Here is a 13694-nt window from a genome sequence, read left to right as displayed (position 1 = left end):
CAAGAGGGCGCGACGCGCCCGGTTCGGCATGAATGTCCGCGAGGCGCGTAGCGAGCCTGGTCAGAGTGCCGCGCTCATGAGCGAGTTTGGTTGCCGTTTGCTGTAATCGGCAATCACGTTGGTGACGGTCCGTGACGAGATTGACCTCATCGACGCCTACGCCACCGCAGCACCGAATGCCTGGTAGAGATCGCCGGGGAGCGGCGTCTGCAGTTCCCACGTAATCGCCATCGGTCGCTCACCTAGGTGTCCTCGGTAGGTGGCGGGGCCTAAGAACCAGAAGGCGCGGTCATCCGCGCGAAGCCGGGCGAAGAGCAGGATGGATCGTCCGTCGCGCTGGTGGCGCTGATAGCGCAGCCCCGTGGGTCCGTCGGCGCGTGTGCTCGACTGGCTCTCCCAGTGGATCAGCGACCGGTTGATCGCGTAGTCCCGGTACCTCGTCGTCGGCGAGAACCCACCGCTGCTCTTGTCCAACGTGAAGGCGAGGAGTTCAGCGTCGGCCGCCTTCGCCTCGAGGACGCCGCTCTGCCAGGCGAACGCCTTGGCGCCCGGAACGAGGCCTAGGGCAGTGAGGATTTCGATCCGGGAGTAGCGGGCGTGTACCTGGAGCGGCGAACTCACGTGTGTCGCGAGCGGCGTGTGGACGTGGTCGATCCCCGAGTCGAGCAGCTCGGACAACTCTGCAACCTCGGCGAGTACCTGTGGGTGCGACCACAGGAAATCGACGGCTTCCTGTAACGACGTCGACTTCGTGATTGCTTGGTCCGTGAGGACCGCGACCAGCATGTGCAGCAATCGCCGATCCGACTCGGTTAAAGAGGGAACGAGCGGAGCGCGGGCCTCCGAGGCCAACCGTCGATAGCCCGACGTCCGTGTCCGATCGTCGACGTGTAGAAGGCGCCCGACCGCGCGACGCAGTGCCTTCTCGTTGGGTCCTCCGGCGAAGCACGGGGCGCCGGACGCCGTCCGGAGGTCTGACCAGGAGTGACCACCGTCGTAGACGTCCACGAGGTCGAGCCCCGACTCCTCGAGGAACTGGGCAAGGCTCAGGTCTGGCTGCTGCCTGCGCAATGACCGCAGCTCCTCGACTTTCGCTGGCCAGCGCGACGGGAGGGCTTCCCGCAGGCTGCGCAGAATGATCTCCGACGACTGATGGTCGAGCTGCATGTGGCAGCCGGCTGGCAGGAAGGGAAACCCATTCGTGACGGCGCTCTCGATGTCTCGGCGGGAACCACCAAGGAGGGCGCGATAGCGGCGGTCGAATCGGAATTCAGCTCGGTGGGTGCCCACGAAATCGAGAACGGTGCAGGCGCCCTTGCCATGCGTCTTGCGGAGGCCGCGTCCGAGTTGCTGTAGGAAGAGCGTCGGACTTTCGGTCGGCCGGAGCATGACGATCGTATCGACGTCGGGAACGTCAACGCCCTCGTTGAAGAGGTCGACAGAGAAGACCATCCGAACTCGGCCGGCTGCGAGATCTCGCAGCGCCGCCTCACGTTCGTGCCGCGGGCTGTCGCCCCAGATCGCGACCGCGGTGATGCCGTGGCGGTTGAAATGCTCGGCCATGAACCTGGCGTGCTTGATGCTGACGCAGAAGCCAAGGCCCCGCATTGAACTCGTGTCTACGTGCTCGGCGACTTCCTTGATTACGGTCCGGGCCCAGGCATCGGAACTGGTGTAGAGGTTGGTCAGTCCATCGACGTCGTACCCTTGCCCCCGCCTCCAAGGGACGCTTCTGAGGTCGAGACCATCGTGCACGCCGAAGTAGACGAACGGGGCGAGGTGCTGCTGGTCGATGGCATCCCACAGTCGTAGCTCGGCAGCAATACGATCGTCGAACCAGTGAAGGATCGGGAGCCCATCACTGCGCTCCGGTGTCGCAGTGAGGCCGAGCAGCTGCTTCGGCCTCAGAAGGTCCAACACGCGGTTGTAGGACGTGGCAGCGGCGTGGTGGAACTCGTCGACGATCACGACATCGAAGTGATCCGGGTCGAGGGCGGCAAGGCCGTTGGCGTTGAGGCTCTGGATCGAGGCGAAGACGTGCTCGAATTCCCGCGGCCGCGAGTTTCCGACCCACTTCTCGCCGAACTGAGTCTCTCGGAGAGTGTGGCGGAAGGTGGCGATACTCTGATCCAGGATCTCTTCGCGGTGGGCGACAAAGAGCAGTCGCGAGCGGTCGAGCCGTTGTCGGAGAGCCGCGTAGTCGAGGGCAGCCATCACCGTCTTCCCGGTCCCCGTCGCCGAGACGAGCAGGTTCCGGTGATGTCCTTGTCCTCGTGCAACCTCCAGGAGTTCGAGCAGCCTCGACTGGTAGGGGTGAGGTCGGACTTCGAGCGGGCTCAACATGATCCTGGGACCCGGGTCCGTTCGACCGGCACGCTGTTGCTCGGCTTGGAACTGGTCCGCGTTGTACGGCACGAAATCGCCGCTCAACCAGTAGCTCTCGAAGACCGCCTCGAACTTGGCGATGACGTCCGGGTTGCGGGCGGCGGAAAGCCTGACGTTCCACTCGAGGCCCGTGACCGCCGCGGAGCGAGTCAGGTTTGACGAGCCGACGTAGGCGGTCGAGAACGGGCGCCGGTGGAAGACCCACGCTTTCGCGTGCAGACGCGTTGAGCTGAGGTCGTACGAGACCCGTACCTGGGCACCGAGATCGGCGAGCTGCTCGAGCGCCTCACGTTCGGTGGAGTCGGTGTAGGTCGTCGTGAGGATCCGCAGTGCGCGACCGCGCGCGCAGTGTCTTCGGAGTGCCGCGAGCAGGGGGGTGATGCCGCTGCGCCGGATGAACGCCATCACAAGGTCGATGGACTCCGCTGAGCCAATCTCAGATTCCAGCTGGCTCCAGAGCGTAGGTTCGCCCGGCGCGTTGGTCAGGAGCGTCGTGTCCAGCAGCGGGATCACGGGGGGGCCGATGTCCTCGACCTGACCATCCTGACGCCGTCGCAGGATCGCATGAAGAACGGACGCAGGCTCCGCGAGGTGAGCGCTCCCGTCGACCGGTACGAAATCGCCGAGGCGACTCAGAACTGCCTTCGCCACTCGAAAGGCGACGTCGACTCGCTCCTCTTCGCTGACATCCAGCAAGGCGCGCTCGATCTGCTTGCTGACGTGCCAAGAGATGCGGTCCGCGGCGTCGGCGCCGCTGAGGCCGCGATCGCGTTGGACCAGAGTGCCGGGCAGGTCATCGAGCTTCTCCCGCAACGCTTGCGTCACGAGGAGTTCGTAGAGTCCCGGCTCGAGGTCGGCCACGAGCTGGACAGTACACGCGGGGATCCGACCCACGAGCCGTTTCGTCCGGGCCGGTAGGCCGCGCCGGCGGTGTCGGGTCACGGCGTTGACGCCGTTGTGTCGATTGACGCAAGGCGCGTCGGATTACGATGAGAACCAGAAGGTGTCCGCCGCCCTCCAGGCGACCGGCACGGGAGGCGGGACCGAATCACTACTCCGGAAATTCAACGGGTGGTTCGGCCACTGGAATTCGGTCCGGCCGAAACCGATTTCGTCGGACCAGGAGATGCCTCACGTGGCGCGTGTTGATCTTGTCAACGGCCATGCCCGAAGCGACGAGATTCGCCTCGATCGGTCGAGAGTAAACCCGCAGGTGGCAGCCCCGGACCGACGGTTTCCGAAGGGTCCCGGCGCTTTCGATTCCCGCCACCTCCACCAAATAGTGCCCCTGACCCGCGCAACCTCCATCTCCCGCCCTGCCCGTCGAAGCGCCTTCGATTCCCGGCGCATGCATCGACGCGACGGAGCCTCAACGCGAGGGCATTCGATTGACGCCGTCCCGACCGCGGTCCAGCTTGCCTTCCGTAACGGCGAACGCCAGAGCCGAGGCGAGGCGCGCCTTAATGGAATCGGTTCGTCGTCGGCCTCCGAACATCTGTAGGGCGGCGAGCATGATGTCTTCGTCACCCATCCCACCGGACTCCTCCGCGGAGATTCGCATGGCGTTGACAATCTCGTTGAGCGAGATCTCCTCGAGGGGCCGGATCTCCCCAGGTGTCGGCACGCGCGCGAATGCCCACTCTGTAGGGTCGACGCCGCTCGGCCAGTAGAAGCCGTCCCCGTGTGCCGGCCTGTGCTCAGACGGCACGACGTGAAGGATGGCGCGCTTTCGGTCGTCGTTCACGCGGCTCAGCTGGAACGCGCTGGCGACCAGCTTGGCCAAGCGATCCGGCTGGATCGGGCCTTCCGTCTCGATAGCAGCCTGCGCGGCACGCGCGACTCGGCTCGCGGCACTCCGGTAAGGAAGTTCGTCGAGCACCGAGCGGTCCCCCAGTCTTTCGGGAACCCATTCCGCATAGTCACGTACGAGCGGGTGGCGCGTGTAGACGGGACGCGACGATGGGGCCGGCTGAGCTCGGAGAAGCCGGGGCGTCTCGATGTCTTGAACGAACGGCGCTGCCGAGTCGTCTGCGGTAGGCGCTGCCGACACCGCCTCGAGTGCATGCGTCTTCGCGTCTCGTGCGGCCACCATCGACGCTCTCAGGCGGTTCAGCGTGCCCTCGCGGTCCTGCATCCACTCCGGGAGCCAGAGCCGCTCGACGCCGGGCCATCGCATCATCGCTTTAAGGACGTCGACGGGCAGTCCATCCCGGTCAGCCACGGTTCGTCGAGCACGCCAGTTCGGTCCGTCCAGGAGGATCGCCAGCAGCGGCTGGTCCGGGTGGTCGGCGTCCGCGACCGAGATGTCGACGCGGAAGTCGGAGAGGCCGACGTCGGTGCGCGCGGCGAAGCCGGCAAGACGCAGCTCGTGCGCGATGTCGTCTCGGTGTCGGTCGATAACGGACTGACGGCGACCGGAATCCTGGACGGCGTCGACGCCACGGGCCGCGAGCTCGAGGTACGCCTTCAGATGCTTGGTGCCTACTTGAGTCGTTTCTTCGGCGCGGAGGTGGCCCGGATCGAAGCTCGCGTACAGCACGACCTGACGACGAGCCCGTGTCACCGCGACATTGAGGCGACGCTCACCGCCAGGCTTGGACAGCGGACCGAAGTTGAGCGGGACGATTCCCTTGTCGTTGGCGCTGAACGCTACGGAGAACAGGATGCAGTCGCGCTCGTCGCCCTGGACGTTCTCGAGGTTTTTCACGAATAGGCCGTCTGGCGTGTCGAGAGCGTGCACGATTCGGTCGTCGCCGCTGTCGCGCAGCAGGTTCTCGATCAGGTCGCGCTGCTGGGCGTTGAAGGTGATGACGCCTACGGACGGGACGACGTCAGGGGAGGCCCAGAACCGCTGACGCACGTCCTCGACGATTGCTTCGGCCTCGACCCGGTTGGTCCGCAGCGAACGGCCGCGGCCGCCGCGCTCGAAGGTGCCGTTGACACGGACCAATGAGATTCCGTAACCGTCGGGATGATCGCGAGTGTCGCGTGGTAGCGGGGCGGGAAACGAGGACAACCGGTTCTCGTAGTAGCGCTGGTTGCTGAACGCAATGAGCGACTCGTCCTGGCTGCGGTAGTGCCACGAGAGCCACTTGCTGGGCACGCGCGCCTGCACGCACTCGGTGAGGATCGACTCTTCGTCGACCACGTTCTCCGGCAGGTACTCCTCGTCGTCGTCCGCGCTGGCGCTCGCCTCGGCGAACTGTGTCGGCGGCATCTGCTTGCTGTCGCCGACCACGACGACAGATCGTGCGCGCCCCATCGCGCCAACTGCGTCCGCTACCCGGATCTGCGACGCCTCGTCGAATACGACGATGTCGAACAGGTCCGCGCGCGCCGGGAAGAAGCGAGCGACGGACTCGGGGCTCATCAGGGTGCACGGCATGATCTGCGTGATCAGCTCCCCGAAGTTGTCGAGCAATGCACGCACACTCATCCCACCTCGCTGGCGCTCGAGCTGGCGGCGTAGTCCACCCATCTGCCCGGTCGCAGCACCGGCGCTGAACCGGCGCGCTTCGAGGATGGCCTGGGGGAGTGCGCGCGGGAGCTCGCTTCGGATGGTCCGCGATGCGGTCGTGAACCGGTCGATGGTCCGGTTGTGGCTGGAGATGTCGAAGTCACCGAGGGCTGTCGCCTCGGTTCGCTCTTCGAGAGACGCGAGCGCGATGCCACGATCGAACGCGATCACTGCATCATCCGGTGAGGTCACCGTTGAGCAGCGCCTCGCGTGCAGACGTGAGGCCGTGAATGCGGAGCGGCTCGACGGCCCGGATCAGGTCGAGCCAACGCTGTAGAACCGTCGACGTCCCCACGTTGCGCTCGGCTCGGGTCTGCCACCACGTCGCCAGGAAGCCGGACGTTTCCGCCCAGTCCCCGGCCAGACTCTCGTCGATGGCACCGGTGCGCGTAAGTGCTGCCCATGCCGCGGCGAGCGCACTGAGTTCGGCGTTCAGCGCGCCGCGCTGCGAAGTCGCGTAGTACGTGCGAAGCGCATCTCGCCTCGGGGTGCCGTCGGCAACCAAGACGTCGCCTGTCCACGTCAGCCATGCAATCTCGTCGCGTACGCGCGCAGCCTGCTCGTGGACGGCCGGGTTCCAGGATGGATCGACAAGTGGGATCGGAACCTGCCGGGCAGCGTTTCGGGCAGCCGAGACGCGGGCAAAAGTGCTCGCCATGTCGGCCGTGAGAGTCGAGAGCGTCTTCACGTCGACAGCGGCCGCTGGGACTCGAAGCAGGTCGGCAAACTGCGCGAGTACGGCCCGACGTCGCTTCTTACGCCCGAAGAAGCCGGAGGCGTCGGCGGCGAGTGAGGCCTGGTGCAACGAAGGCACATCACGGTCCATCACCTCGGCACTCACCGACTGTCTCCAGACGCTCGCGTCTGCGGCCAACGCGTCGAGGTCGTGGTGCAGAGCGTCGAGATGGCTCCGCCAAGCCGGTGAATGCAGGGCGTCGATGGTGTCGATGGGATGGCGCGGCGCGCTGGCGAGCCGTGCCCAGGCTTCGCTTTCCTTCGGCGATGTGATGCTCTGCAGAAGGTCGACGACCGAAGCTCCTGTCGCCTCGATCCGCGTGAGTGCGTCGTCCAGCAGTCGTCCGGCGGTCGACACCGCCTCGGTATCCACTGGCGTCGCGCGCTCTTCAAGGAATCGCCACGGGTGCTGTCGCCGTGGGCGGGCGAGGTCTGCGTACTCAGGGACGCGACGGAGCGCCGTTCGGATCTCGTCCACCTGCTCGGCCGTTCCAGACGCGACGAGCGCGGGGGGCACGTTCATCGGGGGCACGCTGTGATCCGACGCGAGATCGAAGGCTCTCGCCGAGTAGAGGGAGTGTCCGACGCCGTTGGTCTCGTGCAGACGCTCCGCGTAGATGCTGAGCCGGCGGCGCGAGGCATCGACGGTCTCGATACCGGACTTCATGGCGTCCGCGTCGGCGCGCACCTGCAGCTCGAGCGCTGCGCGGATCTGGCCGCGGACGGCCGCGGGTCGGGCACCCTTGTCGTGCAGGTCGAGCGAGAGCTCGGCAAGACCGACTTCGCACAGCCTCTTCTTCACGACGTCGAGTGCGGCGCGCTTCTCGGCCACGAACAGGACGCGACGCCCGGACGCGACTGAGCGAGCCAGCAGGTTGGTGATCGTCTGCGACTTGCCGGTACCGGGAGGGCCCTCGAGGACGAAGGTCTGGCCCTCCACTGCGTCATGGACGGCTTCGAGCTGTGAGCTGTCGGCCGGTACCGGCACAAGCGCGCCGAGCTCGTCCAGATCGACTGCCGTTCCAGGTTCGACGGCGTCGACGAAAGGCTCGAGCGGCGAATAGATCAGGTGACGCACGAGCGGATTCGTCGACAGCGTGCGCCAGTGCTCGTCGAGGTCCTTCCACAACGGAAACTTGGCGAACTGCAGGATGGCGAGATCAACCGTCTCGTCCACGCGGAACGGCAGACCTGCGCGGACGACCGCTTCGCGCAGTGCCCCGAACGCAGCAGCGAGGTCGATGCCTGACGCGTCTTCCGCCGGGTTCTCGAGCGCCGGAACGTCAAGCCCGAAGCTCACTCGGAGTTTTTCAAGCAGGCAGTAGTTCGGTGTCGACGCCCCGGACTCGTCGATCGTCAGGCGGTACGTCTCACCGCGGCTCGTCGTCGACAATGTGACCGGCACGAGGATGAGCGGAGACCGCAGATCGCGTTCGGCGAACCGCCACCGAAGCATCCCGAAGGCCAGGTAGAGGTTGTTCGACCCCGTCTCTTCGACGATCGTCTTGGCCTTGTACGCCAGGTAGCGCAGCTTGGCCTTGTAGCTCGCCGACGTGATGTCAACGAATGCAGCTCGCTTGTCCGCGAGCATGACCTCGCGGTCACGTTCGGGCAGGTCGCGTCCAAAGCGGATCCCGCGCGCGGCGTCGACAGAACTGACTGCGTCGGATGCGACGAGGGTGATGGGCGTATTGGCGTTGACCTGGTCCTCAAGACGATGGATCGCCGTGCCGGGGACCTCGAGGTGAAACCCCGAGCGGTCGGTGTAGTTGATGAGCTTGTTGCGCAGGCTCAGGTCGAGCAGTGCGTTCTTCCATCGGGCGACGCGTGGCGGTTCCACCTCGCGCTCGTCGGCAGTGCGGTTCGGGGACGCGCCCCCGAGATAGGGCGCGATCACCGGCCCAGAGCCCGCCTCGTACACGGAGACCACGAGCTGCCCGTCCGGACCCGTGGAGCGGCTGGGCAGCGGGAAGATCTTCGCCAGCCGTGCCTGCCGGATGTCGGTCACCCCCAGGACGTTGGCAAGTCCGTCCTCAAGGCGGCGACGCGGGGAGCGGGTCGCGTCGGCGAACGGCGCGGCATCAGCGCCTCCGGCAAGCATCGTCGTCTCCACCAGAGCGATGTGCCCGAGATCGACGAGATTGACGATTTCGTCCGGATCCACCGACGTGACGGCCGGAAGGCTCGAGTCGACCCGCCAGTAGCCGATGAAGCTGTGCCCCTTGAGCAGCCAGAGCGTCGAATTGATGCCCGCGTGCTCCAGCGCAGCCGCGAGGGTCACAGTCGTGTCGAGGCAGGTGCCGAGGCGCCCCACGAGTACCTCGTACGGCGTCCTGACCTTCTGCCCTGTGTCGCCCCAGCTCGCTGGAGGCTCCGCGTAGCGGATGTCCCGGGCCGACATCGCCTCGTACACCGACTGGACGATCGCGTCGACCCGCTCTGGGCTCTCGCTCTGGTAGCCGTTCAGCGAGGAGTCGCCCGTGATTGAGCGGAGGCGGTCGGACGCCTCAACGAGGAGTGGTGCGACTGCGGCGGAGTTTGGTTGGACGTGCGCAGCGAGCATCTCCATCGCGAGCTGCACTGGCTCGGCCATCCACTGCGAAGCGGCGAGCACCTCCACGTCGGACGAGACGGTGGCGAGTGCCGCGCCGGCAGCGTCCCGCAGCGTCGCGACGACGCGCCCGGGCTGCTGCTCTTCAACCGCGAGCATGCGCCCAGGGTCGAGCACGAGATCGATCGTGCGCAGCGTGGTCGTCTGACCGTCTGCGAGGTCCAGCAGCAGCACCTTCGGACCACCGAGAGAGCCACCTGCGCACACCACGTCGATCTCCAGCGTGGCTCCGCGCACATCCGGCCCTGCGTGCGCAACCGCAACCTCGTCGATCACCAGGACTCGGCAGTGCGCCATCGCGTAGCTCAGGACGGGGAGGGCGCCAACGGTGATCTGCGGGCCGGCCGCGTTGCCGGCCGCCGGAAGCTGGGGGGCGGTACCGCCCGCTGCTGCCTCTGGCTCCGGCTCGTCAACCGAAGGATCAGCCTGCAGCGCCGGGGCCGGAGCCGGGAGGAGCCCGGACTTCAGCAGTGCGACTTCCCCTGCCTGCGACTGGGCGCCGACTTCCCGAAGGAGCAACTCGGCCGAGTCGAGCGCCCGGAATGCACTCGCAGCGCTGAAGTGCTGGTTGTGGGCCCACTGGTTGCGGATCTGTCGCAGCTCGCTCGCGTAGTTCTGCCCTTGACGGGAAACCGACCTGCTGAACGGATAGCCGAGGTCCCCAAGGCGCTCCGTCATGGCGCGCAGCAGCAAGGAGAGGTCCCGCTCGGTGTAGACGCCACCACGTTTGCCGGCCAGCGCGTCCTTGCGCCGGAGCACCTCGGTCCACGGCAACTCGGCGGGCAACACCTCGGCAAACGTGCGGTCGACGAAAGGCGCGAGCCCATTGATCAACAGCGCGAGTGCGTCGCCGACCTGGGAGTGGTGGTCGACGTCATCCAACTCACGTACCTCGTCTCTACTCGCGCCGTGCTGCGCGGTCTCAGGATGATGCCTACCACTGACGCGACCCTGCAGGTCAGCATGCCCCATCGTCGCGGCGAGACGCTTGAGAACTAAGCCGGCTCGGCTCCTCGGTGGACAAGGTCGCGCGCTAGGCGCGACGTCGTCGTGGCGATGTCGAGGTTCGCGGTCGGCAGCGCCGATGCACCGTGCGTCGCGCCGAGGAGGCCGATTGCGAGTGCCGCCACGGCTGGGCGGGCTCCGGCCGCAGACGCGAGTGCGCTCGGCACGTCTGGGTTTGTGCGCGTCAGGTCGAACGCGTCGGTGGTCGTGCGCAGGACGGTGCCGGGCGTTGAGTCGACAGTGAGCGGGCCGCCGTACACGAGTGCGCGGTGCATCGTCTCGACGACGTCGGGATGCGGCGGCCAGCCGATCAGCGAGTCGAGGCCTGGGTCGGGGTCCTCGAGTAGCCGGCGCGCGAGGTTGCGGACCACCGCCCGAATGACGCCAAGGTCCTGAGACCCGACCGACGGGTCGACCGCGGCGTTGACCATGTAGTCGAGCCAGCCGGCGTTGACCGGTGTCAGCTCAGGTCGTGGATACAAGAAGCTCGGGGTGTGCGGCCGCCATGCGATCGCGGCCGCGATCGGCAGCGCCATGGCCAGGAGAACCTCCGGGGCGTCGTCGGGCGCCAGGTGCCATGGCTCGCGGGTCTCCGCCGACGACGAGAGGCGCTCGGCAGATGCGAGCATCGCGCGGGCCGAGCGGCCAAGGTCGTCTGCACCGCGAGCGGCGGAATCGCCCAGGCAGTAACCGGCGAGGAACCCGGCGATCCGGTTCTCGATCAAGCGCCGGGCCGAAGCGCGTCCTCGACCGGCACGAGGATGAGCGAGACATCGAACGCGCCCGCGACGGTCTTAAGCCGTTCCTCGGCGGCGGCGGACATACCTTCCGGCACCACGACCGCGGCCTCGCACTTCTTATGGTCTAGCTTGAACCGGTCGAACCAGCCGGAGAGCGGAACTGCGCCTCGGATGAAGTCCCGGTAGAGGACTGCCTGGTGGACAGCGTGCCTGAAGTAGCGCTCACCTCCGACACCGTCGACCTTCATCTCGACGGCCCATGGCGTTTCGTCGACGTGGAGCATGCCGTCCAGGTAGCGGGCGGCTCGTGTGCGTACGCCCCATCGGGTGGGGAACTGGCTGCCCCAGTTCACGACGGGGTGCGACCTGATGAGCTCGAGCGACTGGCCGTCGGGTGTGAACAAGGGGACGGTGCCGCGCAGGATCCGTGACTCGAGGGCGTGCTCGTCCTGCAGCCCGATCGTGGCACGTGACGATACGGGGGACGCCGCGAATGCCCGCAGGACGGAGGCTGCCTCCTCGATCGACTCGTCGGTCGCGTTCACGACCAGGGGCGCGATGCCGGCGGCGGCAACCCAACGGTCCCGGTGGTGACTAGGGCGCCCGTCGGCACGCTCCTTGCCTACGGTCAGCACGCCCCCGGTCGCGGAGCAGACCGCGACCTGAAGACCCTCGAACCGGATGGACCAGTTCTTCCCGTGCGACGAGAGCATCGGGTAGGCGCGGTACTCCGGCCTGCGGGTGGCAACGATCAACTTGGTGACGAGGCTTGGTGGCTCGTCCGGGAGTTCCGCCAGGAGCTTGGCCCATTGGCCGTACGAGTAGTGCTTGTCGTCCTCCCATGGGACCTGTTCGCCGTCCAGCTCGCGCAGCATCCCGTCGGACGTGATCCCGCGCAGGTGCACGCGGACGCCGCTCACGTTCCTGGCGAGGGTCCGCATGGCGACCTCGGTCTCGCCGTCACCGGAGCGGTCCGCGAACCAGAGCCAGACATCCTCTCGAGCGAGCGAAGCCTCCGGGTAGTTCAGGTGCAGAGCGAGGAGGTCGGTGAATGCGTCGATCTGGTGCTTCACGTCTGCACCGACTGCTACGCCGCGTCGACCGTCCTTGACGAACCGGACGATCTTCGAGGAGATCGACCGTGGGATGTCCTGCTTGTACTGGATGGACTCGGGCTGGGCACCGAGTGCCTCAAGCACACCGGGCAGGTCGCTGGTCGTGATCACGCTGGCTCCGCTCATACCGACCACCACACGCCGTCGTGCTGCGGAGCAGTCCGTGGAAAGTGCCTGGCGAACTCGTCGGCACCATCGGTATGTATCGGCACTACCACCGCGGGATTGACGGCTTCCACAAGGCGACGCAGATCCTTCACGGATGCGTGACCCGAGGTGTGGTGCTCGACAAGGGGGACACCGGCCAGGCGGGCCGCGTCCCGGAGCCGGACTCCCGAAGGTTCGGCCAGGTACCCAGACCACATCGACCACACGAGTGTGCCGCCGGCGGTCAGGGCACCGTCGCGCAACAGCTCGTGCGCAGCCGAGGATCCCCCGAGGACGACGTAGCGCTCCGGATGGGCGACGAGCTGCTCGGTGAACGCGCGGTAGCGCCGGACGGCCGCCGTGCGATGAAACTCGCCCGACTCCTTGACCTGCACGCGCTGACGGCGCGGTGCCCAGACGCCGAGGCCGGGGAATCCGGGGCGAGGGATCGTCGGCCGACCGGTCGCTTCAGCGACAGCCGCCGAGTACAGGTCAACGAGCAGAGTACGACCGGCCCGCCGGGCAGCCCGGTAGACCGTAACCAGCCTGTCGACGTTCTGTGCCGAGCTAGCGACGACGGCCAGGCCAGCCGTCGAGCGGAAGGAATCGGCGAGATCCAGCTCGACGTGCGTCTCCGTCCGAGGCTCGGCACGCTCGGACCCGACATGCGTCCCCTCCATGAGCAGGGTGTCGATGCCAGCCGGCGGCGTCTCGAGCATGCTCGCGAACGACCGCTTGCGCCCGTGACCCCGCAGGTCGCCGGTGTACATGAGGCGTCGGCCAGCGGCCTCCACGACGAAGGCGTACGCGTCGAACGCACTGTGGTCCACGAGGTGCGGCGTCACAACGAACGGGCCGAGCTCGAACGTCTGCCCGTCGACGAGATAGCCCGACGGCCGAAGCGCTGGTCCGCGCGGCGAGAAGAAGCGGGCTGCCTCGACGACCGCGGAGGCGGCCTGCCCGGCGTACACCGGGACCGACGGGTGCACCTGGTCGATCAGGCCGTAGTGGTCCAGATGTCCGTGCGAGATCAGCACGCCGAGCAGCGAAGGGTCCGAACCGTCCGCGAGCCCCGGGACGTCAGGCAGGGCGATGGTTTCGTCGGTACCCGAGGTCAGTGGTCGACCCACGTCGAGGACCAAGCGTGACCCGCCGGCTTCCACCTCCACGCAGGTGCCACCGACCTCGTGACAGCCGCGGTGCACCCGAACCCGCATCTGGGTCGTCATTGTTGTCATGTCGTGGACGGTCCCAGGCGGGTCCGACACGCTCACCCGTCCGGCGGTACGCGCTACCTCGTTGGCAGAATGAACGGCCGAGTCCCGCTGTTGATCACGTCAACGGACCGGTCCGATCGTCGGCATCGACGGACCCGCGATCACGGACATGCAGATCAGACGTTCGCCATCGTCGCCGAGACCCGCCGAAATACCTTCGAG

Annotated in this window: 6 protein-coding genes; all 6 read right to left on the bottom strand. The window is 66.9% G+C overall.

The annotated features are described in order from the left end of the window. Positions 1-156: 156 nt before the first annotated feature. Positions 157-3246: a DUF3427 domain-containing protein gene (locus N553_RS0117440; protein WP_028047599.1), complete on the bottom strand. Its 3090-nt coding sequence runs from the start codon at positions 3244-3246 to the stop codon at positions 157-159. A gap of 508 nt (positions 3247-3754) precedes the next feature. Further along, the gene (locus N553_RS25455; RefSeq protein ID WP_197030118.1) at positions 3755-6073 is read right to left on the bottom strand and encodes a DUF3320 domain-containing protein; all 2319 of its coding nucleotides are present in this window, start codon (positions 6071-6073) and stop codon (positions 3755-3757) included. A gap of 4 nt (positions 6074-6077) precedes the next feature. Then, a complete protein-coding gene (locus N553_RS25450) occupies positions 6078-10130 on the bottom strand; it encodes a DUF4011 domain-containing protein (protein WP_197030117.1) in 4053 nt (1350 codons plus the stop codon). A gap of 113 nt (positions 10131-10243) precedes the next feature. Next, positions 10244-10978 carry a hypothetical protein gene (locus N553_RS0117425; RefSeq protein ID WP_028047598.1) on the bottom strand — a complete coding sequence of 245 codons (735 nt, stop codon included), beginning with the start codon at positions 10976-10978 and terminating at the stop codon, positions 10244-10246. After that, a complete protein-coding gene (locus N553_RS0117420) occupies positions 10975-12234 on the bottom strand; it encodes a hypothetical protein (RefSeq protein WP_034623236.1) in 1260 nt (419 codons plus the stop codon). The genes N553_RS0117425 and N553_RS0117420 overlap by 4 nt, the downstream gene beginning before the upstream one ends. Continuing rightward, positions 12231-13493 carry an MBL fold metallo-hydrolase gene (locus tag N553_RS0117415; RefSeq protein ID WP_028047596.1) on the bottom strand — a complete coding sequence of 421 codons (1263 nt, stop codon included), beginning with the start codon at positions 13491-13493 and terminating at the stop codon, positions 12231-12233. Before N553_RS0117415 ends, N553_RS0117420 begins: the two co-directional genes overlap by 4 nt. Positions 13494-13694 lie beyond the last annotated feature (201 nt).

The sequence above is a fragment of the Cellulomonas sp. URHE0023 genome (assembly GCF_000688475.1).
Classification (GTDB): domain Bacteria; phylum Actinomycetota; class Actinomycetes; order Actinomycetales; family Cellulomonadaceae; genus Cellulomonas.
The sequence above is the reverse complement of the archived record's forward strand: the minus strand, read 5'-3'. Positions and strand labels throughout refer to the sequence as shown.